Source organism: Desulfovibrio simplex (assembly GCF_055387835.1).
Window position 1 is genome coordinate 2,626,918 of sequence record NZ_AP042377.1, and the last position, 25,707, is coordinate 2,652,624.

Below are 25,707 nucleotides of genomic sequence, written 5' to 3' on the forward strand. Positions count from 1 at the left end.
CCACAATAATGCTGCCCAATATCGAAGTTGTCGCCCATATGAAGGAGTGGCGACAGAATCTGGACAAAGATGACCGCTGGTGCATTCTCATCAATGCCGACCCTGACGCTCTGGCCTCGGCCATGGCCTTGAAGCGCATTCTTCTGCCCAAGGTGCACAATGCCGACATCGCCCGCGTCAATGAAGTGACCCGGCCCGACAATCTGGCCATGATACGGTATCTGCGCATCCCCGTGCGCGCATGGCAGCCCGAAAAAGCCGACCAGTACACGCGCTTTGCCATTGTGGATTCGCAACCACACCACCATAAGGCATTTCAGGGCATACCCTTCGACTGCATCATTGATCACCACCCCCTGCCGCCGACCAATGGCGGGGCGGTTGCGCCCGTGCATCCCTCCTTCTGCGACATACGCCCGGGGCTTGGCGCCACCAGCACCATCATGACGCGGTATTTTCAGGCCCTGCGCCTGCGGCCCAGCCCCCGGCTGGCCACAGCCCTGCTCTACGGCATCCGCACGGATACGGCGGCTTTTGAACGGTCGGGCGATGAGGACGATTTTCGCGCCTACCAGTGGCTGTCGCGCCATGCGGACAACAACCTCCTGCGCCGCATCATACGCAGCGAATACCTGCGCGAATGGCTGCCGCTTTTTTCGCGGGCCTTCCGCGGCCTTACGGACTGCCGGGGCAGCGGGGCCTTTGCCTGGCTCAATGAGGTCAACAGCGCCGATCTGCTGGTGGCCGTGGCGGACTTCTTCACCCGTGTTCACGGGCTCAAGTGGATCGCGGTCAGCGGCATTGTGGGCAAAACCGTCATCGTCATCTTTCGTGGCGATGGAGCCAGGGACATTGGCCGCCTGGCCGACGCGTGTTTCTATGATGTGGGGCAGGCCGGGGGGCACCGCACCCTGGGCCGGGCAGAGTTCAGCCTGGACGCCGTGCCGGAAGACATGAAGCCCGCCGACTTTGTGCTCAAGCGGCTTGAAACCCGCAAGTTGCGGCCCCAGACCGCGCGCGACGCCGCAGCAGCCTCGGCCCCTGCCCCCGCCGCTGCCCCTCAGGCTCACGCGGAAAATGAACCTTCAGATAATAAAAATAAGAAATAAAATCAGCATAATAAAAAAATATGCCTCTTTTTCAACAATATTCTTGACACCCCACGCCCAACAGGCGTAGTTGTTTTTCAGAAGTTTTTTAAAAGGATTTTTGTTATGCAGCGCATTTCTTCCAACCACACCTCCTCATACGCCGCTAGCTTTTATAGCTGGTATTTTTTTGCGTATTTTATGGATGCCTGTGGTCGGGAGCTTCGCTGACGCGAAAAGACAAGTTAGCAAGTTCAAAGGGCCGCAGGCAAACCGCCGGCGGCCCTTTTCTTGTATGGGCAGCCGGGCACAAAAATGTCATCAGCCGCGCGGTCCATGGCTACAGGCAGTATGTAATTGATCTGCATTACGCAGCACAGCAACTGAAAGGAGCAAGCCATGTACCTTGGCAAAAAAGTCCGCCTGGAACGCATCATCAATCGTGAGAACGGTCGCACCATTATCGTACCTATGGATCACGGCGTTACCATCGGCGCTGTAGACGGCCTCGTGGACATGCGGGAAGCCGTCAATGACATGGCCCTCGGCGGAGCGGACGCCGTGCTCATGCACAAGGGTCTTGTGCGCTGCTCCCACCGCAGCGCGGGCAAGGACATCGGCCTCATCGTCCATCTTTCCGCCTCCACCGCCCTGACGCCCAACGGCAACACCAAGACCCTTGTGGGCACGGTGGAAGAAGGCATCAAGCACGGCGCGGACTGCGTCTCTGTGCACGTCAACCTGGGCGACCCCAACGAACGTCTCATGCTGGCCGACCTTGGCCGTGTGGCCGAAGCCTGTGACAACTGGCATATCCCGCTGCTGGCCATGATGTACGCCCGCGGCCCGCATATCCAGAACGGCTTTGACAAAAACATCGTGGCCCATTGCGCCCGTGTGGGCGTGGAACTGGGCGCGGACATCGTCAAGGTTCCCTACACCGGCGATGTGGACAGCTTTGCCGAGGTGGTCTCCTCCTGCTGCGTGCCCGTGGTCATTGCCGGAGGCGAGCGTATGGAATCCACCCGCCAGATACTCCAGATGGTTTCCGACTCCGTCAAGGCGGGCGGGGCGGGCATTTCCGTGGGCCGCAACGTTTTTCAGCATCCCAACCGCGTGGCTCTCGTCAAGTCCCTGCGCGCCATCGTCCACGAAAACGCCTCTGTGGATCAGGCCATGACCATTGTGGGAGAATAGGCATGTCACGCATTTACTTCAACTGCACTCCCTTCGACAAAGGCGACGTAACGCTGGCCCTTGAGTCCGGCGTGGACGGCGTCATCGTGCCCCGCGAGCATGTGCAGCAGGTGGCCGGTCTTTCGCGCTGCACCGTGTGGGCCGCCGAAGAAACGCCCATGGTGGAACTCAATGCCAAGGCTGATGAAGAGGCCGTGCTGCAAAGGCTGCTGGCCGGGGAGCGCGTGGTGCTGGCTCGCGGCTGGGAGGTGATACCTGTAGAGAACCTTCTGGCGCAGAGCGACAGTGTGCTGGCCGAGGCCGGAACGCTGGACGAGGCCCGCCTTGCCGCAGGAATTCTGGAACGCGGTGTGGCGGGCATTGTTGTATCCAGAGAGGCCGTGTCGGATCTCAAGGATATCGTGGCCCAATGCAAGATGGCCCGCACCCGTGAAGAGCTTTTGCCCGGCGTGGTCACCCGTGTGGAGTCCGTCGGCCTGGGGCACCGCGTCTGCGCCGACACTCTTTCGCTGTTGCGCAAGGGCCAGGGCATGCTGGTGGGCAACTCGAGCGCGTTCACCTTTCTTGTGCACGCCGAAACCGAACACAACGAATACGTGGCCGCGCGCCCCTTCAGGGTCAACGCCGGAGCCGTGCACGCCTATGTGCGCCTGCCAGGCGACCAGACCACCTACCTTGGCGAGTTCAGAGCCGGGCAGGAAGTGCTTATTGTGGACTATACCGGGGAAACCAGCGTGGCCACCCTTGGGCGGGTCAAGATTGAAGTGCGCCCCATGCTGCTGGTGGAGGCGCAGGTGCAGACCGAAGACGGCGTGAAGACTGGCGCTGTTTTTCTGCAAAATGCAGAGACCATCCGCCTGACCACGCCAGAGGGCGAAGCCGTGAGCGTCGTGGGCCTCAAGCCCGGCGACCGCGTGCTCTGCCGCCTGGACGAGGCTGGCCGTCACTTTGGCATGCGCGTGCGCGAAGACATCCGGGAGGTTTAGCATGGACGGCAGCAACAGCCACTGGCCCGACGCCGCCCGGCACAACACGGGGGGCCAAGAGCAGCCCGGCAATGCCGAGGAGCGCCTTTCGGCCATCCGCACTGAAATCGACACGGTGGATCAGGATCTGCTGCATCTTTTCAACCGCCGCGCGGCCCTGAGCCGCGAGGTCGGGCACATCAAGGCCGACGTGCCCGGCATCATCTTCAAACCCGTGCGTGAAAAGGAAGTGCTGGACAGTCTGGCCGCCCGTAACCCCGGCCCCTTGCCCGAAGACCACCTGCGGGCCATCTGGCGCGAGATTTTTTCTTCCTCGCGCGCCTTGCAGCGCCCGCAAAACGTCGCCTATCTTGGCCCTGAAGGCACGTTTTCCTATTTTGCCGGGGTGGAATATCTGGGCCACGCGGCCACGTTTCACCCCTGCAACGACCTGACGCAGGTCTTTGAGGAAGTGTCTTCGGGCAATTGCGAGTTGGGCGTCGTTCCGCTTGAAAACTCCCTGCAAGGCACTGTGGGCGTGAGCTTTGACCTTTTTCTCAAGCACGACGTCTTTATTCAGGCCGAGCTTTTTTCGCGCATATCCCATTGCCTTTTGAGCAACGCGCCTTCCCTGGCCGCCGTGCGCACGGTGTATTCGCACCCGCAGCCCCTGGCCCAGTGCGGCGGATGGCTGCGCACCCATCTGCCCAACGCCGGGCTGGTGCCGGTGGAGTCCACCGCCGCAGCGGCCCAGCGGGCCGCGCAGCCTGATCAGGGGCACGCCGCCGCCATCGGGCACGGCAAGCTGGCCGACCTCATGGGCCTTGGCATTCTTGCCAGCCGCATTGAGGACGAGCCCGGCAACTGGACGCGCTTTGTCATCATCGGCCCCAAGGTCAGCGGAGGGCAAGTCGGCAACAAGACGCAGAACCCGCAGCCCGGCCACTCCGGAGCGGACAAGACCTCGCTGCTCTTCACCCTGCCGGACAAGGCAGGGGCGCTTTCGCACGTGCTGGACCTGCTGGCCAGGCACGACATCAACATGCGCAAGCTGGAGTCGCGCCCCCTGCGCGGCCAGTGCTGGAAGTACGTGTTCTTCGCCGATGTCGAAAGCGATCTGGAAGATCCACGCTACGCAAGCCTGCTGATAAAACTGCACGAGGCCTGTACCAGTTTTCGCATTCTGGGCAGCTACCCCATGGGCCCGCAACTGGACCGCCTTGACCTTCATACGGAAGAATCGGAGCAGCAAGAATCATGAACCAGACCAAGGATACCGTGGCCGCCGCCAGCAAGGCGGGCGTCACGAGCACAGCGGAAACAGTGGCGGTCACCGCGCCTGCCTCAAAGTCGGTTTCGCACCGCTACCTCATGGGTGCGGCCCTGGCCCACGGCACGTCCATTGTGCGCCATACGCTTGAAAGCCGCGACCTGGAACGCACCCGCGCCATTCTTTGCGCCGCCGGCGCGAAGATGGAAGAACTGCCCGAGAGCACGGCCTCTTCCGGGGCGTGGCGCGTCACGGGGATGAACGGCAGGCCTTCGGGCGGCACGGCCGCAGCGCCTCTTTCCTGCGACGTGGAGGAGTCCGGCACCACCTGTCGTCTGCTGACGGCCGTACTGGCCGCCGGGCACGGCGTGTTTCGCATCCACGGCGCGGGGCGCATGCACGAGCGGCCCATAGCCGAGCTTACCAATGCCCTGGCGACCCTTGGGGCCAAAACCGTTTTTGAAGAAAAGCCCGACTGCCCCCCCTGCGTGATCACCGCCGACGGCCTTGATCCGGAGCGTTGCGGCGGCATGGTGGAACTGGGCATGGATATTTCAAGCCAGTATTTTTCAGGCTTGCTGCTGGCCGCGCCCATGGGTCCTTCGCCCCTGACCCTGTCTCTTGGCGGGAGCAAGGCCGTGTCCTGGCCCTATGTGGGCCTGACCCTGCAATGCCTGACGGACTACGGCATCAAATTTGAGGTGCAGACCCGACCCGACGCCGAAGCCGCATGGCAGACACTGCCCGACGGCGCGTGGCGTCAGCTTGCCGAAGCCCGGCCCGGCTGTTTGCGCGTCACCGTGCATCCCGGCCGCTACCAGACGGGCGAATACACGGTGGAGGGCGACTGGTCCGGCGCATCCTACCTGCTGGCCGCCGGTGCTCTGGGCCGCCGTCCCGTGCGCGTGGAAGGTCTGCGGGCCGATTCCCTTCAGGGCGACCGCGCCATGCTGGAAATTCTGCAAAAAATGGGCGCGCGGGTCAGCGTTGAGCCGCAAGCCGTCACGGTGTACCCCTCCCGCCTGCACGGCGTGGACCTGGATATGGGGCACTGCCCCGACCTTGTACCCACGGTGGCCATGCTGGCGGCCTTTGCCCAGGGGTCCACGCGCGTTCGCAATGTGGCCCACCTGCGCCACAAGGAATCTGACCGCATCAAGGCCCCTGCCACGGAACTTGCCAAAACCGGCGTCATTGTGGACGAACTTTCGGACGGCATACTTGTCAACGGCCTGGGCGGCCGCAACAACGGCAAGCCCAATCACCCCGTCCTGCCCGAGGGACAAAGCCTGTCGGCCCACAACGACCACCGCATCGCCATGTCCCTGGCCCTGCTGGACCTGTGCCTGCCCGAGGCCACGGTGCGCTCGCGCCTGGATGACCCCGCTGTGGTCAGCAAATCCTTTCCGCAGTTCTGGAACGTCTGGGAGCGCTTGGCATGACAGAGCATTCAGGTGCGGTCCAGGAAACAGGGCCAACCGTACAGCCGCAAACAGAAACTCAGACCACACGGGCCGAAGGGCGCGGGACGCGCCAGAACGCGCCCGCTCACGCTCGGGGCAAAACCGTCATCATAGGCTCACAGGGACGCATGGGAGCCATGATCATACAGCGCGCCCAGGCTGCCGGCCTTGCCATAGCCGGAGCGGACGTGCCCCTTACGCCGGAAAAACTGGCGGATGCCTGCGCCGGAGCGGCCATGGCCATCATATGCGTGCCCGCCGCCGTGTTTGACGATGTGACCGCCGCGGTCTGTCCCCATTTGCCGCCCACGGCGGTGCTGGCGGACATCACCTCCGTGAAGGAGCAGCCCCTGCGCCAGATGGAACGCCTCTGGGACGGGCCTGTGGTGGGTACGCACCCGCTTTTCGGCCCCAGCCCGGAAGCTGACGCCGATCTGCCCGTGGCCATCACTCCGGGCCATCATGCGGGGCCGGAACACCTGGCCCTGGTTGAAGGCTTTTTTGCTGACCTCGGCTGCCGAACCTTTCAAACCTCGGCGGAAAAGCACGACAAGGCCATGGCCCGCATCCAGAACATGAACTTTATCACCAGCCTGGCCTATTTTGCCCTGCTGGCCGGGCAGGATGACCTGCTGCCCTTTCTTACGCCGTCCTTTCGGCGACGGCAGGTCGCGGCCCGCAAGATGCTCACCGAGGACGCCCGGCTCTTCTCCGGGCTGTTTGAAGCCAACGCCCACAGCCATGAAGCCGTGCGACAGTACCGGCAGATGCTCAATCTCGCCGCCGCTGGCGACATTGACCTGCTCTGTGAGCGGGCGGGCTGGTGGTGGCAGGAGGCCGAGAGCGAGGGCGAACACGGGGCCGAAAGTGCGGGCGGGCACAAAGGCCGGATGTAAGGGCTGAATCCACGCCACGCTGTGGCGCGCGGCACTTTCGTGCAGCGTTAGAGCATTTACACTTTTTCAAAGTTAAAATGCTCTAAGGAAGCACTGAGTAAAGAGCCCCCTGGAAACGCGCAGTTATTTCGTTTGGCAAGGCGCGATCTTTTTTTGAAGCAGGAGTAGACTCTTCCGTCCTCGACTGTTTCAAAAAAAGTGAAGCAACGCCGCCAAACGGAATAAATCAGCGATTCCCTAGACCAAATTAACTTTGAGAATGGACATTCTCAAAGTTTAAGACACGCATGCTCCGACGCTTAACAGCGCAAATAAATTGCGCTTACGCCTTCGTTGCGGGCGCCTGCTCACGCAGTCGCCAGAGCAATTTCAAAGTGAAAATGCTCTAAATCCTGCGCCGACGTACAGCGCCCTCCACGGCGTCGCGTTCACGCAGGTACAGGCTCAATCCCAGCGAAAGCAGCAAAAAAACCACAAAAACACTATCCGCAGTCCCATAGCCGCCCGTGAGTTCATAGGAATAGCCCATGATGGGGTATCCCACGCAGCGCAGCATGATGAAGATGGACACGAACCTGTACGATGGCAAAAAATTGCCGCTGCCATAGTAATAGGAAACCACGGCGGGCAGCACTGTCCACAATCCGCCCACGCACAGGCCGAAGCTGATGCTGAAGACGGCCATTGTCCACACGTTGGGCGGCAGAAAGCCCAGGCACAGACTTACGGCGCTGCCCAGCATAATGACATGGACGGCGGTCAGGGGCGTGAACCGGTCGCAGGCCCAGCCCCACACGTACTTGCCAAGGGCCGCGCACAGCGCAGCGGAGCAGGCCAGCAGCATGGCCGGATAGGGCGCAATGCCCAGATCCACAAACCGGGGCTTCATCTGGCTCATGACCGACGAGCTGACCATGAGAGCCAGACCGAAGGCCACTCCCATGCAATAGGCGCGGGGCGAATGCAAAAGCCCTGCAAAGGATGTGTCCGGCGTGTGCCGCTTGCGGCTCACCGGGGGGTCGTGCCTTCTGCCGTCCGGGTGCATATGCATGGCCTGCGGCGTATCGCGCACCAACGCCCAGGCCAGGGGGGCCAGCGCGCAGGTCAGCAGGCCGAGCACGAGATAGGCTGCGCTCACGTCAAAATGGTTGATCAGCATCATGGCCGCCAGAGGCAGCACAACGCCCGACAGCGATGTGCCCGCGTTGGCGATGCCAAAGGCCCGACCGCGAAAATAATAGAACCAGTTGCTCACCAGAGCATTGCCCACCACGCCGCCGCATATCTGGGTGGCGCTCCAGGCAATGGTGAACAGCAGGGTAAAGAGCGCCATATTGCCCGTCATACCCTGAAGAATGGTGGCAACACCGCCCACAAGCGCCCCCCAGGTCATAAGACGGCGCAATGAAAAACGTGTGGAAAGCGAAGCCGCCACCGGCATGGCCAGTTGCCCCACAAGCGCGGCCACAGCCATGCTGACGTTGAGTTCCGCGCGCGTCCAGCCATAGGCCTCGCACAGGGGCTCCATAAAAGCGTTCATGCAGTAAAGCACGCTGCCCTGCAACATAAAATTGCCACTCATGGACAGCAGGCTGATTTTCCACCCGTAAAACATGTCTTCCTCAATATGGGCATGGGCTGGCCAGGCAACCATGCAGTTTCGGCTTTTGGCAGGCGCCGTCGCGCCGCTCTGTGTGCAACGGCGCGCCCAGTACGGCGTTTGACAACGCGGGTACCCACGCCCCGCCTTTACGCGAGCGCTGCCCACGCGGCCGCCAGAACAGTTCAGGACAAACAACTTCCAGGCATTGCGCGGCATAAGCCTGCGCACAGCCACGCAACGTACCCCCTGCACATACACGTCTTGTCCCCCGCCCTCAAGCCCGCCGTTTCCGGCTCCGGCGCTGCCCGACGGGCGTCACTGGGCCTGCGGGCACGCTTTTTGCTCAATGCGTATGGCGCGGCCCCTCCCCGGAACCGCGCCAATAAAACGACGGCGGATACGGCATGTTTGGTACGCAGAAAGACCCCAGCAAAACAGAAAAAGCCACCCCAAAGCGCATCAACAAACAGCGCGCCGAGGGCAATGTTCCCAAATCGCAGGAGCTTGGCAAGGCTGTGAGTCTTCTTGGCGGCATGTCCATTCTTTACGCATGGATAGGCCCCATGAGCGAAGAAATTAAAAATATATTCCGCCACTTTTTGAGCCACGCCTGGGAGTTCGACCCCAACCCCGAAAATGTCTACAGCCTGACGCTGGACCTCATGGTGGAGATATGCAAGATCACCATGCCCGTCCTGCTCACGCTGGCCTTTCTGAGCATGCTGGCCCAGCGCCTTCAGGTGGGCAAGCTGTGGACCACCAAGGTTTTCAAGCCCAAGTTGCAGCGCTTCAATATCTTCAAGGGCATCAAACAGATGCTGTTCTCACCCCAAACGATATTGCGCACCATTAAAAGCCTGATGTTTTCCATTATTCTGTCCGTCATTCCCGCCTGGATCATCTACAAGGAATACGAAAATTTTCTTCCAATGTATTATTCCACCACCGAAGGCGTGGCCATATACATGCTGAAGATGGCCTTCAAGCTGGCGAGCTATGCCCTTATCCCCATTCTTATCATTGCCGCCTTTGACGTGTGGCAGTCACGCTACGCCTACAAAGAAAATATGAAGATGACCAAGGACGAGGTAAAGGACGAGCAGAAGCAGGCGGACGGCGACCCCGCGGTCAAGAGCCAGCAGCGCAAAAAGATGATGGAAGCCATGAGCAAGCGCATGTTGCAGGACGTGCCCAAGGCCGACGTTGTCATCACCAACCCCACGCACATAGCCGTTGCCCTGCGTTACAACGCCACGGAGGCCCCGGCCCCGGTCGTTGTGGCCATGGGCGCGGACCACCTGGCCGAAAAAATCAAGCAGGTCGCCCGCGAAAACGACGTGCCCATCCGCGAAAATGTGCCTCTGGCACGGGCTTTGTATAAATCAGCCGAGGTGGGCGACATGATCCCCGAAGAGCTGTACAAGGCTGTGGCCACAGTATTGGCCGCCATCTGGAAGCTCAAGCCAAGAGTGCATAATTCATAGTTTTTCAGGCGCTCGCATACTGTTGCGGCGCAGAAGCGAGGTGTCAGAAAAATGGCTGCTGCAAGCATACCGAAGTTGGATTACAGCAGGTTTTCCAAGAATGGCGAAATCATGCTGGCCGCGGGCGTGGTCATCATCCTTTTTGTCATGCTGGTGCCCCTGCCCACCTTCTTTCTGGACATCATGCTCTGCGTGAGCATTTCCATAGCCCTGCTGGTGCTCATCACCACCATGTTCATGACCTCCCCGCTGGAGTTCACCATCTTTCCCTCCCTGCTGCTGGTGACGACCCTGCTGCGGCTGTCGCTCAACGTGGCCGCCACCCGCCTTATCCTGCTCAACGGCGACATGGGCGTGGACGCGGCCGGATCGGTCATCCGCGCGTTCGGCGAATTCGTCGTGGGCGGCAGCTACGTTGTGGGCGCGGTCATATTCATGATTCTGTTCATTCTCAACAAGGTGGTCATCACGGCGGGCACCACGCGCATCGCCGAAGTGGCCGCGCGTTTTACCCTGGACGCCATGCCCGGCAAACAGATGGCCATTGAGGCCGACCTCAACGCCGGACTTATTGACGAGGAACAGGCCACGGCCCGCCGTAACGGGCTGCGCAAGGAAGCCGACTTTTACGGCGCCATGGACGGTGCGTGCAAATTCGTTTCCGGGGACGTGAACGCGGGCATGTTCATTACCCTGGTCAATATCGTCGGCGGCATCATCATCGGCATGGTGCAGAAGGATATGGACTGGAACACCGCCCTCACCACCTATTCCCTGCTGACCATCGGTGACGGCCTGGTTTCCACCATTCCCTCCATCATCGTGTCCACGGGCACAGGCCTGCTGGTGTCGCGCGCCGCTTCCGAAGCCAAGATGGGCGAAGAGTTTCTGGCGCAACTCACCTTCAACAGCCGGGCGCTCAGGATGGTCTCGGCCGTACTGCTGCTTTTCGCCCTTGTTCCCGGGCTGCCCACCATACCCTTTCTGGTCATCTCCGCCCTTATCTTCACGGTGGCCCGCCTCACGGACAAAAACGAAGCCGACGACCAGGCCAGAGAAAAGAAAGAAAAGAAGGCCGCGGCCGGTTCCGGCACAGCCGACACCCCCGAAGAAGTGCAGGCCCTCCTGCCGCTGGACACGCTGGAACTTGAGGTGGGCTATGGCCTCATTCCTCTGGTGGACGAGGAGCAGAGCGGCAACCTGCTCGCGCGCATACGCTCCATTCGTCGGCAGTTCGCCCTGGACATGGGCGTGGTCATCCCCTCGCTGCACCTGCGCGACAACCTGCAACTCAAGCCGGGCCAGTATTCCCTGCTCATCAAGGGCAATCAGGTGGCTTCGGCCGAAATCCTTGTTGACCACTTTCTGGCCATGGACCCCGGCAACGTGACCACCAAGATCAGCGGCATTGAAACCCGCGAACCGGCCTTCAACCTGCCCGCCCTCTGGATACCGGACAGCCAGCGCGAAGAGGCCATGCTGGCCGGCTACACGGTGGTGGACCCGGCCACGGTCATCGCCACCCATCTGACGGAAGTGTTCAAGCGCCATCTGTCCGATTTTCTTGACCGCCAGGCCGTGCAGGGGCTGCTGGACACAGTGGCCAGGCACTCGCCCAAGGCTGTGGAAGACCTCGTGCCCGGCGTGCTGCCCCTTGGCGCTGTGCAAAAAGTGCTGCAACTTCTGGTGCGCGAAAATGTGGGCATACGCGACATGCTCACCATTGTGGAAACCCTGGGCGACTTTGGCGCGGGCATCAAAAATCCCGAAATACTGGCAGAATATGTCAGGGAAAAGCTGGCCCGCTCCATCGTGCGGCCCTACCTGGACAGCCAGGGCACCCTGCCGGTGCTCACCCTGGCCCCCAATGCCGAACGCATGGTGCAGGAAGGCGTACGCCAGGCCGATACGGGCGCGACCTTTCTTTCACTCAACCCGGCAGCGGCCCAGAGGCTCGTGCAGAACATCAGCGCCGCTGTGGAAAATGCCGTCAGTACCGACGGTCAGCCCGTGCTGCTGGTGAATCCCATCATACGCCCGCACCTGGCCCAGCTGGTCACACGCTTTCTGCCCTCGGTGCCAGTGATTTCACAGGCTGAAATTCCGCCGGACATCCGCCTGCAGGCGGTGGGCAGCGTCGCGGCCGAATAGAGCATTTACCCTTTTTCAAAGGTAAAACGCTCTGACGCCGCACGAGAGTATAGCGCGCCGCGACACGGCGTGGATGCCGCCGAGCTTCAGCCGTTGCGACGAAGGCTTCAGCCGTTGTGACGCAAATAGCATTTCCCGGCAGAATGACAAATTGCACTGTTACGCATTTCAATGGAACCCTGATCCAGATTCCGGCTGAAACCATCACAAAAAAAGCTGAAAGCCTGCATGGCTTTCAGCTTTTTTTGCGGCAAGCTCCCGCATGAAGGGTTGTTAAAATTTTTTCATAATATACAACCCCATACTATTTCAGTTTTCTAATTAAAAAGTAAACATTTTTTAATTGCGAAGCTGCACAATCTGCACTCCACAAGACAATATCAATCTTCTTAATAAGCACTTCATATATTCTATTTGTTCTATATTTATACAAAAATATCTTTGCCACTACGTTAAAAATATTTTTATGGAAAAAGTTATTCAATACAATTTTATATCTTAGATCAGTTATCTATTCTGAAAACAAATCCTTCACACTGACGCCAAGCGCTCGTGCTATATTCCAAAGTGTCGACATGCGGCACTCTGAAATAAGATGACTTCTCGCCCGTGTTATAGTTTGACTTGACAGGCCTGTCTTCTCCTCAAGCTCTTTATACGTCACCCCCTTGGCGATCATTATTTTTTTAATATTACTTTTCAGCATGTTCTACCTCTCACCGAAATACCCTACCAGTCTTGCTCTCGCTAGTTTACGGTGATATATCACCGTAAACTGCCGAAATTATCCGGTATCCGGGAGTGAGATTCCCAGTGCCACAGAAAGAGCAGGCCATCGAAAGTTTCGCCACGCATGCTCCAACGCTGTGCACACGCCTGGCCCGCTCGCGCAGTGTTTCATGTCAGGTAAAAGACCCAATGGGCAACTGGTTTTTGGAGGTTCAGGAAGTCAGGCATATATCCGCAACGTTGCGTAGCGCCGCGTTGCAACGGTTTGCAAAAACGTTGAAGCCACGCCAAACGATTACAGTCAAAGGAGGCATGATGAATTTTTTCTCCAATCTGAAGGTGGGAACAAAAATCACGGCAATGATTCTTCTTTTGCTGCTTTTCATGACCGGCATCGCTTTTTGGGGAATCAGTCAGCTCAACCTCGTGAGCGACGAGGCCGACAACATGTATGCTATGGACCTGCAGGGCCTCGCCTGTGCCAAAGACGCGGATATAGCCATGTTGTCCTCTGTCCGGGCGCTCTACAACTCCATCCTCTTTTCCCCGGAAGTCCGTTCGCGGTACGTGCAGAATTATGAAAGGTTCACTGGTCAGGTTTATGACAACCTGAAAAAAATCGAGCCCCTCATCACTGACGCGGCAAACAAGGACCTGCTGAAAAACCTGCAACAGGCTTTTGACAGCATGAATTCAGGCTACAAAGAGCTTATGGCAAAAGGTGAAATGGCCTCTGTGGAGACCCTGCTTGACGACATAACCAAGATGCGTGAGCAGGCCGACAAGGTTGAAAGCATGATGGCCGGTCTGGGCACGGCCATGATGGGCGAGGCTGAAAGACGGGCGGCGGAGACGACTGTGGTTTACGAACACGGCCGCAAATACAGCCTCGTACTTCTGGCGGCGGCCCTTGTGCTTGGCTCGCTCTACGGCCTCGTTACCAAGCGGGCCATCGCCAATCCTCTGGCGACCATTTCCAGCAAGGCCGCGCTCGTGGCCTCGGGAAACCTGGACCAAACGTTCAGCATGCAACGGTCTGATGAAATCGGGCAACTGGCGGCGGCGCTGGAGCAGATGGTGGTAAGCCTGCGCCAGCGCATTGCTGAAGCAGAGGAACAGAGCCAACGGGCCACGGAACAAAGCAAGCTGGCGGCGCAGGCCACTGAAGAGGCTCACGCCGCGCAGACCGTGGCCGAAAAGGGGCATCAGGCCATTTTGCAGACGGCGGAAAGCATTGAAGGAGTGACCGACAAACTCTACGCGGCCACAGAAGAACTTTCCACACAGATTCAGGAGTCCACGCGAGGAACCGACATCCAGCGGGAACGTGTGGCCACTTCGGCTACCGCCATGGAACAAATGAACTCCACTGTTCTTGAAGTGGCGCGCAATGCCGGCGTCGCAGCAAGCGGAGCCAACCTTGCCAGGGAACACGCGCTCAAGGGCGAAGCCATTGTCCGCCAGTCTGTGGAAGCGATCGGCGAGGTCCAGACCGACACTCGCCACCTCAAAACGAACATGGAATCTCTGGGGCATCAGGCGGAAGGCATAGGAACCATTATGACCGTCATTTCCGACATTGCGGACCAGACCAACCTGCTGGCTCTCAACGCGGCCATCGAGGCGGCCAGAGCGGGGGAAGCCGGCCGTGGCTTCGCTGTTGTGGCCGATGAGGTGCGCAAACTGGCGGAAAGCACCATGAACGCAACCAAGGAAGTGGGCAACGCCATATCCGGCATCCAGCAAAGCACAAAAGAAAGCATAGAGGCTGCGGAACGCACGTCCCACGAACTCAATGAAACTGTGGGGCTGGTGGAAAAGTCCGGCGAATCACTGGTGGAGATAGTTGAGGATGTGGCCGCGGTGGCTGACCAGGTTCGCAGCATTGCGGCCGCGGCCGAACAGCAGTCTGCCGCCAGTGAAGAGATCACCCGGGCTCTGGACGAAATCAACCGCATGGCGGACGAGGGAGCAACGGCCATGCACATGTGCGCCCAGGCGGTGCTGGAGCTGTCTGAGCAATCCGACGGCCTGAAGAATCTGGTCAATGACCTGCGGAAAAAATAGCGACAGATCGACAGACAACGCAAGCCGGGGGTCGGAATGCAAAAGCCGCTCATCGTGTCCATCGGCATACCTCAGAAACTTGTCGCTCAGCTGCAGCGGGCACTGCCCCAGTGCTATTTCATCCACCACTCAAGCGAGGACGCGGCACTGGAAGACATCGCCGTCCAGCATCCTCCCCTTGTCCTGTTTTTCCCCCGGCGCAACATCCGGGGGAGAAACAGGTATCAGCTCCTGTCCAGGCTGAGCGGACCCGGCCTTCCGACAAAGGTTCCCGTCATCGTTCTTTCAGACATTTCCACCCGTACCGACAAAATAAACGCTTTCGTGGCCGGCGCCACGGAGTATCTGGTGCAGCCCTTCTTCAGCCGCGAGTTGGCCGTGCGCGTTGGCGCGGTGCTGGACGCGCACGACAACCGCAAGTCGCTCCTGCGGCTGAACAGCAGCCTGACCCGCGCCAAAAGCCTGTTCCTGAAAGGCATGGTCTCACTGATGACCCTCAAGGATGCGGAAACAGGCGGGCACCTTCTGCGGGTGGCCCATTACACAAAGGTTTTGCTGCAAGACGCGGTGATCCAGAACCACTTTTCCGACTATCTGACGCGGCAGGACGCAAAGGAGTTGAGCAAGGCGGCAATTCTGCACGATATCGGCAAAATACACATACCGGATAACATCCTGCAAAAACCGGGGCCCCTTACTGGTGAAGAATTCGCCATCATCAAAACCCATACCCTGCACGGCGGAGAACTCCTGCATCGCCTGCGTCGGGTATCCGACTCCACATTCCTCAGGTTCGCCGAAGAAATCGCGCGTGCGCATCACGAGTGCTGGAACGGCACAGGCTATCCCTACAACCTCAAGGGTGAAGAAATCCCCTGCTCCGCACGCATAATGGCCGTGGTGGACGTATACGACGCCACCAGAACCGCGCGCGTATATAAAAGCGCCTGGTCCCATGCCCAGTCCACACAGTATATCATGGACAACAAAGGAACGCTGTTTGACCCGACCGTGGTCGTGTGCTTTTACAAATACAGAGATATTTTTAAAAATATTTCCGGCAGTTACCAAAAGCTTCTGAAAGGGCTAAACCTCAGCACTTGAAGTCCGGCATGTTGCCGTACGCCTCGTAAAAAAACGTTTCAGGCTGAAGAATAACTACCTCATCGCTGTTTTTGTCAAAACCCAGCAGCCCGCGGGATTGAGCTTCGCGCATGGCCTTGTACAGCGTAATGCGGTGCATGCCGAGCAGGTCCGCCATTTCAAAAAGCGGCATATCACGCCTGGCCCGCAGAGGAATGGAACCGGGTATTATCCTTGCCGCCAGAAATTTGCACACTCTTGTAATGTGCGGCTCAACGCTCAATGAAACCACCTGCTGCGCCAGAAGCGCCACCTTGACGCTGTAGCTCTGGCAAAGATTGAGCAAAAGGTCGGGCCGCGCCTTGCCAATACGCTGCACTTCTTCCATGGTAAACCGCTGCGCATAACAGTTTTCCACAGCCTCATACTGAAAGTCGGCTGTGTTCAGCGGCAATGGCACATTTTCGTTACCGCTGAAAAACAGAATCTTTTCATTGAAGCAGCACCCCTCGCCAAGATACCATATGATCTTTTCTCCTCCATTGGCGGCGAGCGCCGTCAGGCGCAGCCTGCCGCTGACAAGAACATACATATGGTCGTCTGAGAAGGTACTGCCCTTGGGATACAGTCGAGGTTCCTCGCTGGAAACATTCTTCCAGCATTCATTTTGGTTTACCAAATCGGCAAAAGACATGAGATTTCCCCGGGAGGAAAAAAGGAATAAATAAGGCGCGGCGCCGAACGGCTCTGGAAGAGTGTCAGACTTATGAACTGGCGCAAGGCCAGGGCCGGGAGCCGGCTCGATTTGGAAGGCCTGTGCGATGGCCACACAGGGACAGGAATACCCTGACTTGCCCTTGGGCGGATAAACTATATCCCAAAACGCAAGCTTTGCCTAGCCATAGGGCGCGGGTATGTAATTCTTGTTGCAAGCAGCCGAAAAAACGACACAAGGCGAGATTCAGGTTGGCCCCTAATTTGCATTTATCCTGAAAGCCGTCAAACAAACGGCGTAAAAAGGCAATAACAGGCGGCCCGACCGCCGTCAGTCAAAGGAATGGCCATGCAGGTAAAGACGTTCACTGGCGCCGCATCGCAAGAGATTCTGGCAAGAATCAAGGCTGAAATGGGGCCCGACGCCGTAATCCTGGGTAACCGCACCTACCGTAAAAACGGTGTTGTCTGCCACGAGATCACTGCGGGCATGGAGCGCCCCCAGGCAGACAACAGCGCGCCTGCTGGTGGAGTTCCCGGTGGATGGGGGGAATGGCACAAGGAATGGCAGCAGATCAAAAATCAGCTTTTTGCTCTCATGAAGCCCGCCATTCAGCTTGAGCGCCTTACGCCCCGCCAGCGTGTCGCCCTTGAGTATTTGCAGCGCGAAGGAATTTCTGACGCTGTGGCCGTGGATCTCTATCAGCGCCTCATGTCCCAGCCCGGCGCGTCCGTGCTGGAGTGCCTGTGCGGCATGGTTTCTGTCAAGGGATGGGGCCCGGCGGGCTGGGATCAGCGCCTGCACCTTATGGCAGGGCCCTCCGGCTTTGGCAAAACCACCACGGCCCTGCGCTTTGCCCTGCACTGGCGCAAGGCCCGGCCAGAAGCGCGCATTGCCTTCATCAACGCGGACTGCCTACGCGGCAGCGGACGCCTCATCCTGCGCCACTGGGCCGAACTTTCAAATTTCAGCTATCTTGAAGCCCCTGACAGGGCAGGAATGGAAGCCGCCCTGCGCGCCACCGCCGAAGCGGACCTGGTTTTTGTGGATGTGCCGGGGCTTGACCGGTCCACCACACTGGCGCAATGGCGTGAAACAATGGACCTGGCCGATGTCGCGGCCGCCACCCACCTTACGCTTTCCCCATATTGTGACGCCTTGCAGACTCAGGCGTTTCTGAAGCGTTACAAGAGCGACGGGCCGGGATCGCTGGTATGGACAAAGCTGGACGAAGCTGTGAGCTTTGGTAGTATAGTCAACGTCGCGTGGGCCGCAGGTTTGCCCGTATCGGCACTCTCATACGGCGCAGAACTCAAAGAAAGTCTTTCTCCAGCCACCGAACCGCTGGTCTGGCGACTGATCTTCAAAAGGCAACTTCCCGGCCAGGCGGCCTAGCCCGGCCATAACGATGCGGAGCACACTGATGAGCGGCACTTTTCCCCTGGTATTTTCCGTCACTTCTGGCAAAGGCGGCGTGGGCAAGACCAACCTTTCGGTCAATCTGGCCATATGCCTTGCGCAACTTGGCAAACAAGTGGTGCTCATTGATGCCGACCTGGGCCTTGCCAACGTTGACGTTGTCCTTGGGCTGACCCCGCAGAAAAATATTTTCCACCTGTTTCATGAAGGGGCCAGCGTGGGAGACATTCTCTTTCCCACACCGTACGGCTTTTCCATCCTGCCCGCGTCATCGGGCATGAGCGAAATGCTCACCCTTTCCACCGGGCAGAAACTGGAATTGCTGGACGCCGTGGACGAACTTGAGGATGATCTTGACTATCTCATCGTGGATACCGGCGCGGGCATCAGCGACAATGTGCTGTATTTCAACATGGCCGCCCAGGAACGCCTGGTGGTGCTCACTCCGGAACCCACATCGCTGACCGACGCATACGCCCTTATCAAGGTGCTCAAGACCAACCACGGCGTGGAACGCTTCAGGGTATGCGTGAACATGGCCCCGGACCAGAAAGTCGCCAAAGAAATGTTCGTGCGCCTGCATCAGGCCTGCGACCACTTTCTGAGTGGCGTTTCGCTGGAGCTTGTGGGGGTAATTCCCCGTGATACGGCCGTGCGCAAGGCCGTGGTGCAGCAACTGCCTTTCTGCGTGAGCGAGCCGCAAGGCCCGGCATCGCGCGCTGTCATGGATCTGGCGCGCAACATCACGCAATGGGAAGTACCGGAAAATCTTGACGGCAACATCAAGTTTTTCTGGAAAAAACTGCTGTTCCGCTAGAACATTTTACCTTTGAAAAAGGACAGACGCTCTGGCCCTGCACGAAAGCGCAGCGCGCCGCCACGTGGCGGGAATTCTGCTGAGCTTTAGCCGTTGCGACGAAGGCTTCAGCCGTTGCGACGCGGGAAACTGCACTTGAAGACAGCATACGTAACGGCTGTGTTTATTCGTTGCAATCGCTGTCGCCATCCGTAGCGGCAAAGACCCGCTAACGGCTATCGCAAATCGCATTTTTCGGCAGAATGAGAAATTGAAATGTGCGGCATTTCAACGATAGTCTGATCCAGAGCGGAGTACCTTTGGGATCATGCCTTCGCAAAGGTTGAAGACGCCGCTTTGGCGCATGACCGCGCAAATACATGGCGCAAACGAATTGTACAGGCGGATCGCGCAGGCGGATCGCACGGGTAAACCGGGCAGACGAACCACACCAGCGCTCCCCCCCACGGCGGGCGCCCGCGGCACAGCCGTGAGAGCACTGCAACAGGCAACTGCCCGGGACTCCGCCCCTGGCTGAAGGCTGGTGGGCCAGACGGGCCGCCCAAATATCAACCCTGACGTGGATCAACACGTCCTGGCCAGCCTGGCGGGCGCGGGCAGCGACGTAAACAGGCACACAACGTGTCACGGGGTAGAAGAGGCACCACCGGAACAACCCGGAAGGACAACATCATGAAAGCCAGCACAGCCCAAGCGCACATGCCCTGCCCCTGGGAAGCGCTAGAAACCGGGGCCACAGCCTGGGAAAATTTTTCTCCGGCCGAGCAGGAATCTGTGGTGCGCCACTATGCGCCCAAGATACGCTTTCTGGCTCTGCGCCTTAAGGCCAAACTGCCCCGCAGCGTGGAACTTGGAGAACTCATCAGTTCCGGCACGTTGGGCCTTATGGAGGCCTTGGGCAAGTTTCGCCCACAGCTCGGCATACGTTTTGAAACCTATGCCGAAAGCCGCATCCGCGGCGCCATGCTGGATGAACTGCGCAGGCTTGACTGGTTCCCGCGCTCATTGCGCCAACGTGTGCGCGTGCTGGACGAGGCCATGCGCAAGGTCGAACACGAGCATGGACGGCAGGCCACAGAGCAAGAACTGCAAAACATTACCGGACTTACGTTGCAGGATGTGCGCCAGGGCCTTGAAGCCCTGCAAAACCAGCTCTGGCTGTCTTTGGACTCCATTCAGGACACGCTTGCGGGCGATGGACAGGAGCCCGGCGGCGAACCCTACCGCAATACAGCCTTTCGGGAACTTGTGGAACGGGTTGCTCCGCTTATAGAGCGCTTGACGCCAAGAGAAAAGCTGGTACTGTCGCTCTACTATACTGATGAGCTGAATATGCGTGAAACTGCTGAAGTCATGGGCATCACAGAAGGCCGAGTTTCACAATTGCACTCGCAGGCCCTGAGCCGCCTGCGTAAAGAGTTCATCAGCCTTTATGGTGAGGGCGCTGACATATCATAATGCTTACGGAGGGCAGCGCGGCATGCGCCCAACCCTCCCAGACGGCGCCCGAAGGCGTTAAGGAGCTTTATTCATGCCTTACAATCCCAACATGCGTGTTCTTGTGGTTGATGACTTTTCCACCATGCGTCGCATTGTGCGCAACATCCTGCGCCAGATCGGGTTTCAGAACGTTGTGGAGGCAGACGACGGCACCACAGCCTGGGAAGTGCTGAACCGCGAAAAAATAGATTTCATCGTTTCTGACTGGAACATGCCCAACATGACGGGCATCGACCTGCTGCGCAAGGTTCGCGCCAGTGAACAGTTCGCCCACATCCCCTTTCTTATGGTCACTGCGGAAGCCCAGCAGGAAAACATCATCGAAGCTGTGCAGGCCAAGGTTTCCAACTATATCGTCAAGCCCTTCACCGCTGACACCATGAAGCAGAAGATAGACAAAATCTTTGGCTGATATCGCGCGAGGGCGTTTCTGCCTGCGGCGGCCCCCAAAGCGGCTGCCAGGAGTACCGCGTGGCAAACAAAACTGACGTCAAAGAGGCTCCCGCCAGGGACGAAATGCAGGTTTCGCTGGGGCCGGATCCGACCGTGCGCAAGGTTGACCTGGATCTTGACGATGCCCCTTTTCTGAAGGAAGAGGGGGCCGATACTCCGGCAGTGGCAGATACAAAAAGCCTCCCCGCTGAGCAACTCCCTCCCCCGCCGCCCAAAAAAAACATAAAGCTCTTCATTATCGGTGGCGCTGCGGTTTTGCTGCTCGTTCTGGGCGCGGCCGTCTGGTGGTTTTTTCTGCGTACGCCGCCTGTTCCCCCCGCTGAAATCAAGCCCGAAGTCATTGTCGTGCCCTCAAGCCAGATACCCGCCCCGCCAAGGGACTATGTGAAGGAACTGGCTCCCTTCGTAGTGCCAAGAGAAGTCAACGGCGCCACGCGCTTTCTTGTCTGCAAGTTTTCAACCGTCAGCAAAAGTACAGGCGTCGGCGCGGAGATGGATCACAAGATGATCGCGTTGCGCGACGCCCTGTATTTCTACCTGAGCAGCAAGAGCAACGACTACTTGCTTAACCCGTCCAATGCTGTCACCATCAAGAAGGACCTGACCGGCATTCTCAACGACTATCTTGCACAGGGCCGCATTGATGATGTGCTTTTTGAAAGCTATTTGAACGAATAGCGCCCTGCCCCGCCAGTGAGTCACGGGTGGGGGCATACGCCGCACCACAGACCACGGAGCCAGCCATGAGCGTTGACGCCACCATGGCCGTGCTGTATGCCCAGACAGGCATGGCCACTTCGATGGTGAATGCCGCTGCGGTGGGGCCGCAGGCCTCCGCCGCCATGTCGCGGGTTTTGGCCGCAGAAATGGCCCGTCATGAGCAGCAGCAGATTGCCAAGAGTGAAGCGGGTGACAAAACCAAGCTCTCGCCAGATGCCGATGGCGGGACGCCCATGCCCCAGTTCGGCAACCGCCGCCGCAAGCGGCCCCCGCCCGTTGTGTCGGACAAGGACGAGGCCCCACGCGTGCCGGATTCCCCTCTGGTGGGCAAACTTCTGAATCTCAAAGTATGAACAACACCCTGATTTTCGCCCTTATCGCCGCCTTTTCCGTACTTGAACTGATCGTCCTTGGCGGGGTGCTTTTTTTCTATCTGCGCCTGCGCCGTTCCGAGGCCATGCTCAACGCCCTTCAGGGCAACCAGGAAGCCCTGCTGGCCCGCATCGAGATGAACGCCAGACTGGAACGGGAAATAGTGGCCACCTTTGCCCAGCGTCAGGCCGAACTGCAAAACCTGGACGAAAAACTTGAGGAGCGCGCCCGTGACCTGCGCCGCCTGCTGGAACAGGCAGAGGGCATCAGCCGTTCCCCGCAGTTTTTGCGCGAACTTATCCTCAATGGCAGGCGCAAGGGGCTTACAAGCCGCCAGATAGCCCGCAACTCCGGCCTGAGCGTCGATGAAGTGGAACTGATTCTGGCTCAGGAAGGCGAATAACGCCCTCACGCTGAACCATGCCTGGCGGGCGCAAAACCCGCGGCCGCAAAGCCCGGCAACTGCAAAAGTCCGGCGGCAGTAAAAAGCCCCCTCCGACCTTTCCGTCCTTCCCGACCTTCGCACAGAAAACCCGCGTACCCCTGACCGTCGCCTCAGCCTCGCCTGGCAGAGCGCATGAACCAGGCCGGGATCACTGCCGCGAAAAAGGCCAGCCCCACCAGAAAAAAGCTCTCCCTGAAGCCCATGGCCCTTGCCTGGGCAGCCAGCATATCCGCCAGAAAACCGTATGCCTGCGGCGGCCGCAAAGCTTGCGCCGCATTGTCCAGTTGCCCTCCCCTGACAAACAGGGATGAAATCAGGTTCAGGGCATCCGATGCCGCATGGGTGCCGTTTTGCAGCGCGCTGAATTCCTGGGCGTAATCTTCCATCTGGCGTTCCAGATACACGGAAAGCAGACTCACCCCCAGCGCGCCGCCCAACTGACGGCTGAAATTGATGGCCCCGGCCCCCTGCGCCATATGTTTGGCGTCAAGCACACGCAGCGCCCCGCTGTTCAGCGAGGGCATGATCAGGCCGAGCCCGATGCGGCCCAGCGCGATCCAGCCCACAAAATCCCAGAAATAGGTGGAGGTTCCGGCTTCGGACATGTAGAGGCTGGACCAGCCGAATATGGTGAGCCCCGCCATGATGAGGGCGTACGCCGGCAGACGGTCGGCAAAGCGCCCCGCCAGAGGCATGACCACGCCGAGCACCAGCCCGCCCGGCATAAGCAGCAGGCCTGATTCCGTGGGGCTGTACCCCTGAACCGTCTGCACAAAAAGCGGGATGAGATAGGTGGAGCCAAAGAGCCCCATGCCCAGAATAAAGGCCACGGCCGATGCGGCGAGAAAGCGGAAATTCGCGTAAACGCCGAGATGCAGCAGGGGCTTTGGGCAGGTGCGCTCGCGGGCGATGAAGCCCACCCAGGCGCACAGGCTTGAAAAAAAAGCCCCCAGTACGTAATCCGAATCCCAGCCTTCCCTCTGCCCGCTGGAAATGCCGGCAAGCAGCGCGCCTATGCCCACGCACAGCAAGATGAAACCGCAAAGATCAAACGCGCCGCGCTCCACCGTGCTGTCGCGGCCCGGCAGAAACGTCACGGCCAGCGCCGTGCTCACAAGGCAGAACGGCGGCCCCAGCAAAAAAACATACCGCCAGGAATAATTGTCGATGAGCAGACCGCCCACCGTGGGGCCAAGCGCCGGAGCCAGCACCACGCCCAGGCCAAAGATACCCATGGCCATGCCCCTGTTTTCCGCGCCAAAAACGGAAAAAATCATGACCATGGCCAAAGGCTGCACCAGCCCGGCGGCAGCCCCCTGAATGGTGCGGGACAGCACAAGAATTTCCACGCCGGGGCTTGCGGACCCCACCAGCGACGCCGCCAGAAAGGCCGCCATTGCGCCAAGGTAGGCCTGGCGCAGGCCAAAAGCGCGCAGCATCCAGTCAGTTGTCAGCATGGAAGCCGTCATGGCGGCCAGAAAGGCCGTGGACAGCCACTGCACCTGATCCTGCCCCATGCCGAATTCGCCCATAATGTCGGGCATGGCCACATTGACGATGGTGGAAGACAGCACCGTGGCTATGCAGCCCGTCATCACCGCCGCCGTGGCCCACCATTTGTAGGCCGCGCCATAGCGCTGGGAAAGGGCGTCAAATTCCGGCGAGGTCAATGTCCACCTCCACCATCATGCCGGGCCGCAGGGGATTGTCGTCCGGCTGCTCCACCTTGATGCGCACGGGCACCCGCTGGTTGATCTTGGTAAAGTTTCCCGAAGGATTGGGGCTGGGGATAAGGGCAAACTGGCTGGTGGCCGCTGTGCCGATGCGCTCCACGCTGCCGCTGAAAGGGCGGCCGGGGTAGGCGTCCACGCTTATGCTCACGGACTGGCCGGGTTTAAGGCCGCCCAGCTTGGTCTCCTTGAGCAGAACCTCCACCCACACGGCCTTGGGATCGTGCAACACCACCAGGCGCTGCCCGGGAATGACATACTCCCCAGGCTCGACAAATTTCTGGTCCACCACCCCGTCGATGGGGCTGCGCACCACACGGTCACCCAGCGCCACCTCTTTCTGCCTGATCCTGGCCTGCACTTCGGCCCTTTGCTGCGCAAGCTGCTCCAGCCGTGCTTCAAGCTCACGCGGATCGTTGCGGTGGGCAAGGGCCTGATCAAGATTGGCCTGGGCCTCGGCAAGCGCGGCAAGGGCCTGACGGTGCTTTCCCTCCGCCTGTTGCAAAAGCGTGCGGCTCTGGTCCCACACCCGGCGGGCAATGGCGTTTTCGGCAATAAGATTTTCACTGCGCGTGTGGTCTTTGCGAGCCAGATCCAGAGCGGCCTGGCTGGAACGCAGGGCCGCCTCCGTATTGTCGCGGTGCGCCCGGGCCGCGGCCACCGCGCTTTCAGTGGCGTCACGGCTTGTTTCCAGCCGGGTCTTCACCTGCTCGGATTCCAGCCGCAGGGCCTCGTCGCTGGCCTTGAGCTCTTCCACCTGCATGAGGGCCTCACGCTGGTCTATGACAACAAGACGGCTGCCCTCGGTCACGACGTCGCCGTCGGTGACGTCCCTTTGGGCTACCCAGCCGTCCACGCGGCTGCTGATGGTGATCATGTCGGCCATGACCCTTGCGTCATTTTCTGAAATATACCGTTGGCGGTGCACAAGAAAGGCGATGACACCAGAGAGCAGAATCAACCCGCAAAGGAGAAAAAGACGTTTTCTGGTGCGCACCGGGGCGGACAGCAGGCGCGCTGCCTGAGGCGAAAGGGAAATGGGCATGCGCTGACAGCTCCTTGAAGGGCGCACGGCCTGACGTCACCGGACGGCCGCGGCGCAAAGATTGTTAAGTATGATTTCCAGTATCCGCAAAAACTCGGCCAGTTCCTCGTCAGAAAGGCCCGTCAGGGCTTCGGCACGCAGGCCGGAACCTATGCGCAAGATTTCTTCGTTCACGCCCTGGGCCTTGGGGGTCAGCCGCACCACCTTGGCCCGGCGGTCGTCTTTTTGCCCCAAACGCTCCACAAGCCCCAAACGCTCAAGGCCGTCCACCACGCGAACCATGGTGGGGCTTTCAACGCCAATCGACTGCGCCAGCTCTTTCTGCGGGGCTTCACCGCCCATGCGCGAAAGATGCACCAACACCAGCCAGCGGGCCTGCGTCAGGCCCAGGGGCTCCAGCCTTTCGTCAAGCCGTGTGCGCCATACCCTGCCGGTACGGGTAAGCAGCATGCCCACTGTGTCTCTGGGTGATGTACTCATGGTGCGACCTCACTT

At 59.4% G+C, this 25,707-nt stretch carries 23 protein-coding genes; 17 read left to right on the plus strand and 6 right to left on the minus strand.

Going from position 1 to position 25,707, the window contains the following annotated elements:
- Window positions 1-8: 8 nt before the first annotated feature.
- The 6 genes from ACZ5DH_RS10920 to ACZ5DH_RS10945 all read left to right on the plus strand — a co-directional run bounded on the left by ACZ5DH_RS10920 (window position 9) and on the right by ACZ5DH_RS10945 (window position 6,879).
- The gene (locus ACZ5DH_RS10920) at window positions 9-1,109 is read left to right on the plus strand and encodes a DHH family phosphoesterase (protein WP_464254306.1); all 1,101 of its coding nucleotides are present in this window, start codon (window positions 9-11) and stop codon (window positions 1,107-1,109) included.
- Between the two features lie 378 nt (window positions 1,110-1,487).
- On the plus strand, window positions 1,488-2,285 hold the full coding sequence (locus ACZ5DH_RS10925) for a 2-amino-3,7-dideoxy-D-threo-hept-6-ulosonate synthase (protein WP_464254307.1): 798 nt from the start codon (window positions 1,488-1,490) through the stop codon (window positions 2,283-2,285).
- Window positions 2,286-2,287: 2 nt separating this feature from the next.
- Window positions 2,288-3,271, plus strand: a complete 984-nt coding sequence (locus ACZ5DH_RS10930) for a 3-dehydroquinate synthase II family protein (RefSeq protein WP_464254308.1) — start codon at window positions 2,288-2,290, stop codon at window positions 3,269-3,271.
- A 1-nt stretch (window position 3,272) separates the two neighbouring features.
- Window positions 3,273-4,511: a prephenate dehydratase gene (pheA, locus tag ACZ5DH_RS10935; protein WP_464254309.1), complete on the plus strand. Its 1,239-nt coding sequence runs from the start codon at window positions 3,273-3,275 to the stop codon at window positions 4,509-4,511.
- Window positions 4,508-5,962: a 3-phosphoshikimate 1-carboxyvinyltransferase gene (locus ACZ5DH_RS10940; protein ID WP_464254310.1), complete on the plus strand. Its 1,455-nt coding sequence runs from the start codon at window positions 4,508-4,510 to the stop codon at window positions 5,960-5,962. The genes pheA and ACZ5DH_RS10940 overlap by 4 nt, the downstream gene beginning before the upstream one ends.
- 149 nt (window positions 5,963-6,111) lie before the next feature.
- Window positions 6,112-6,879 carry a prephenate dehydrogenase/arogenate dehydrogenase family protein gene (locus tag ACZ5DH_RS10945; protein WP_464256544.1) on the plus strand — a complete coding sequence of 256 codons (768 nt, stop codon included), beginning with the start codon at window positions 6,112-6,114 and terminating at the stop codon, window positions 6,877-6,879.
- Window positions 6,880-7,264: 385 nt separating this feature from the next.
- Here the strand turns inward: ACZ5DH_RS10945 and ACZ5DH_RS10950 are convergent, their stop codons facing one another.
- Window positions 7,265-8,533: an MFS transporter gene (locus ACZ5DH_RS10950; RefSeq protein WP_464254311.1), complete on the minus strand. Its 1,269-nt coding sequence runs from the start codon at window positions 8,531-8,533 to the stop codon at window positions 7,265-7,267.
- A 353-nt stretch (window positions 8,534-8,886) separates the two neighbouring features.
- On the opposite strand from ACZ5DH_RS10950, the gene flhB reads away from it, so the two are divergent.
- Window positions 8,887-9,966, plus strand: coding sequence for a flagellar biosynthesis protein FlhB (flhB, locus tag ACZ5DH_RS10955; protein WP_464254312.1), 1,080 nt, complete (start codon window positions 8,887-8,889; stop codon window positions 9,964-9,966).
- 51 nt (window positions 9,967-10,017) lie between these two features.
- Window positions 10,018-12,117 carry a flagellar biosynthesis protein FlhA gene (gene flhA / locus ACZ5DH_RS10960; RefSeq protein ID WP_464254313.1) on the plus strand — a complete coding sequence of 700 codons (2,100 nt, stop codon included), beginning with the start codon at window positions 10,018-10,020 and terminating at the stop codon, window positions 12,115-12,117.
- A gap of 511 nt (window positions 12,118-12,628) precedes the next feature.
- Here the strand turns inward: flhA and ACZ5DH_RS10965 are convergent.
- A complete protein-coding gene (locus ACZ5DH_RS10965) occupies window positions 12,629-12,823 on the minus strand; it encodes a helix-turn-helix domain-containing protein (protein WP_464254314.1) in 195 nt (64 codons plus the stop codon).
- A 335-nt stretch (window positions 12,824-13,158) separates the two neighbouring features.
- Here ACZ5DH_RS10965 and ACZ5DH_RS10970 point away from each other — a divergent pair, with 335 nt between their 5' ends.
- Together ACZ5DH_RS10970 and ACZ5DH_RS10975 are read left to right on the plus strand one after the other, a co-directional pair.
- The gene (locus ACZ5DH_RS10970; protein ID WP_464254315.1) at window positions 13,159-14,913 is read left to right on the plus strand and encodes a methyl-accepting chemotaxis protein; all 1,755 of its coding nucleotides are present in this window, start codon (window positions 13,159-13,161) and stop codon (window positions 14,911-14,913) included.
- 36 nt (window positions 14,914-14,949) lie between these two features.
- Complete coding sequence (locus ACZ5DH_RS10975; protein ID WP_464254316.1) at window positions 14,950-16,017, plus strand: HD-GYP domain-containing protein; 1,068 nt, start codon at window positions 14,950-14,952, stop codon at window positions 16,015-16,017.
- Here the strand turns inward: ACZ5DH_RS10975 and ACZ5DH_RS10980 are convergent.
- Window positions 16,007-16,690, minus strand: coding sequence for a Crp/Fnr family transcriptional regulator (locus tag ACZ5DH_RS10980; protein ID WP_464254317.1), 684 nt, complete (start codon window positions 16,688-16,690; stop codon window positions 16,007-16,009). The genes ACZ5DH_RS10975 and ACZ5DH_RS10980 overlap by 11 nt on opposite strands.
- Window positions 16,691-17,059: 369 nt before the next feature.
- On the opposite strand from ACZ5DH_RS10980, the gene ACZ5DH_RS10985 reads away from it, so the two are divergent.
- The 7 genes from ACZ5DH_RS10985 to ACZ5DH_RS11015 all read left to right on the plus strand — a co-directional run bounded on the left by ACZ5DH_RS10985 (window position 17,060) and on the right by ACZ5DH_RS11015 (window position 22,395).
- Complete coding sequence (locus ACZ5DH_RS10985) at window positions 17,060-18,106, plus strand: flagellar biosynthesis protein FlhF (RefSeq protein WP_464254318.1); 1,047 nt, start codon at window positions 17,060-17,062, stop codon at window positions 18,104-18,106.
- A gap of 28 nt (window positions 18,107-18,134) precedes the next feature.
- Window positions 18,135-18,947: a MinD/ParA family protein gene (locus ACZ5DH_RS10990; RefSeq protein ID WP_464254319.1), complete on the plus strand. Its 813-nt coding sequence runs from the start codon at window positions 18,135-18,137 to the stop codon at window positions 18,945-18,947.
- Between the two features lie 672 nt (window positions 18,948-19,619).
- The gene (locus tag ACZ5DH_RS10995; protein WP_464254320.1) at window positions 19,620-20,405 is read left to right on the plus strand and encodes a FliA/WhiG family RNA polymerase sigma factor; all 786 of its coding nucleotides are present in this window, start codon (window positions 19,620-19,622) and stop codon (window positions 20,403-20,405) included.
- Between the two features lie 73 nt (window positions 20,406-20,478).
- The gene (locus ACZ5DH_RS11000; RefSeq protein ID WP_291301747.1) at window positions 20,479-20,859 is read left to right on the plus strand and encodes a chemotaxis response regulator CheY; all 381 of its coding nucleotides are present in this window, start codon (window positions 20,479-20,481) and stop codon (window positions 20,857-20,859) included.
- A gap of 59 nt (window positions 20,860-20,918) precedes the next feature.
- Entirely contained in the window at window positions 20,919-21,578 is a 660-nt protein-coding gene (locus ACZ5DH_RS11005; protein WP_464254321.1) for a flagellar basal body-associated FliL family protein, read from the plus strand.
- Between the two features lie 65 nt (window positions 21,579-21,643).
- Complete coding sequence (locus ACZ5DH_RS11010; RefSeq protein WP_464254322.1) at window positions 21,644-21,973, plus strand: hypothetical protein; 330 nt, start codon at window positions 21,644-21,646, stop codon at window positions 21,971-21,973.
- Window positions 21,970-22,395 carry a hypothetical protein gene (locus ACZ5DH_RS11015; protein WP_464254323.1) on the plus strand — a complete coding sequence of 142 codons (426 nt, stop codon included), beginning with the start codon at window positions 21,970-21,972 and terminating at the stop codon, window positions 22,393-22,395. The genes ACZ5DH_RS11010 and ACZ5DH_RS11015 overlap by 4 nt, the downstream gene beginning before the upstream one ends.
- Window positions 22,396-22,547: 152 nt before the next feature.
- Here ACZ5DH_RS11015 and ACZ5DH_RS11020 read toward each other — a convergent pair whose 3' ends face one another.
- The 3 genes from ACZ5DH_RS11020 to ACZ5DH_RS11030 are packed head-to-tail and all read right to left on the minus strand — an operon-like array spanning window position 22,548 to window position 25,692.
- Window positions 22,548-24,107: a DHA2 family efflux MFS transporter permease subunit gene (locus tag ACZ5DH_RS11020; protein WP_464254324.1), complete on the minus strand. Its 1,560-nt coding sequence runs from the start codon at window positions 24,105-24,107 to the stop codon at window positions 22,548-22,550.
- The gene (locus ACZ5DH_RS11025) at window positions 24,088-25,212 is read right to left on the minus strand and encodes an HlyD family secretion protein (RefSeq protein ID WP_464254325.1); all 1,125 of its coding nucleotides are present in this window, start codon (window positions 25,210-25,212) and stop codon (window positions 24,088-24,090) included. The genes ACZ5DH_RS11020 and ACZ5DH_RS11025 overlap by 20 nt, the downstream gene beginning before the upstream one ends.
- A 36-nt stretch (window positions 25,213-25,248) precedes the next feature.
- A complete protein-coding gene (locus tag ACZ5DH_RS11030) occupies window positions 25,249-25,692 on the minus strand; it encodes a MarR family transcriptional regulator (protein WP_464254326.1) in 444 nt (147 codons plus the stop codon).
- Between the last annotated feature and the right edge of the window lie 15 nt (window positions 25,693-25,707).

Coding starts and splice junctions, on each gene's coding strand:
- ACZ5DH_RS10920 (WP_464254306.1), top strand. CDS start 9: ATGCTGCCCAATATCGAAGTTGTCGCCCATATGAAGGAGTGGCGACAG.
- ACZ5DH_RS10925 (WP_464254307.1), top strand. CDS start 1,488: ATGTACCTTGGCAAAAAAGTCCGCCTGGAACGCATCATCAATCGTGAG.
- ACZ5DH_RS10930 (WP_464254308.1), top strand. CDS start 2,288: ATGTCACGCATTTACTTCAACTGCACTCCCTTCGACAAAGGCGACGTA.
- pheA (WP_464254309.1), top strand. CDS start 3,273: ATGGACGGCAGCAACAGCCACTGGCCCGACGCCGCCCGGCACAACACG.
- ACZ5DH_RS10940 (WP_464254310.1), top strand. CDS start 4,508: ATGAACCAGACCAAGGATACCGTGGCCGCCGCCAGCAAGGCGGGCGTC.
- ACZ5DH_RS10945 (WP_464256544.1), top strand. CDS start 6,112: ATGGGAGCCATGATCATACAGCGCGCCCAGGCTGCCGGCCTTGCCATA.
- ACZ5DH_RS10950 (WP_464254311.1), bottom strand. CDS start 8,533: ATGGTTGCCTGGCCAGCCCATGCCCATATTGAGGAAGACATGTTTTAC.
- flhB (WP_464254312.1), top strand. CDS start 8,887: ATGTTTGGTACGCAGAAAGACCCCAGCAAAACAGAAAAAGCCACCCCA.
- flhA (WP_464254313.1), top strand. CDS start 10,018: ATGGCTGCTGCAAGCATACCGAAGTTGGATTACAGCAGGTTTTCCAAG.
- ACZ5DH_RS10965 (WP_464254314.1), bottom strand. CDS start 12,823: ATGCTGAAAAGTAATATTAAAAAAATAATGATCGCCAAGGGGGTGACG.
- ACZ5DH_RS10970 (WP_464254315.1), top strand. CDS start 13,159: ATGATGAATTTTTTCTCCAATCTGAAGGTGGGAACAAAAATCACGGCA.
- ACZ5DH_RS10975 (WP_464254316.1), top strand. CDS start 14,950: ATGCAAAAGCCGCTCATCGTGTCCATCGGCATACCTCAGAAACTTGTC.
- ACZ5DH_RS10980 (WP_464254317.1), bottom strand. CDS start 16,690: ATGTCTTTTGCCGATTTGGTAAACCAAAATGAATGCTGGAAGAATGTT.
- ACZ5DH_RS10985 (WP_464254318.1), top strand. CDS start 17,060: ATGCAGGTAAAGACGTTCACTGGCGCCGCATCGCAAGAGATTCTGGCA.
- ACZ5DH_RS10990 (WP_464254319.1), top strand. CDS start 18,135: ATGAGCGGCACTTTTCCCCTGGTATTTTCCGTCACTTCTGGCAAAGGC.
- ACZ5DH_RS10995 (WP_464254320.1), top strand. CDS start 19,620: ATGAAAGCCAGCACAGCCCAAGCGCACATGCCCTGCCCCTGGGAAGCG.
- ACZ5DH_RS11000 (WP_291301747.1), top strand. CDS start 20,479: ATGCCTTACAATCCCAACATGCGTGTTCTTGTGGTTGATGACTTTTCC.
- ACZ5DH_RS11010 (WP_464254322.1), top strand. CDS start 21,644: ATGAGCGTTGACGCCACCATGGCCGTGCTGTATGCCCAGACAGGCATG.
- ACZ5DH_RS11015 (WP_464254323.1), top strand. CDS start 21,970: ATGAACAACACCCTGATTTTCGCCCTTATCGCCGCCTTTTCCGTACTT.
- ACZ5DH_RS11025 (WP_464254325.1), bottom strand. CDS start 25,212: ATGCCCATTTCCCTTTCGCCTCAGGCAGCGCGCCTGCTGTCCGCCCCG.
- ACZ5DH_RS11030 (WP_464254326.1), bottom strand. CDS start 25,692: ATGAGTACATCACCCAGAGACACAGTGGGCATGCTGCTTACCCGTACC.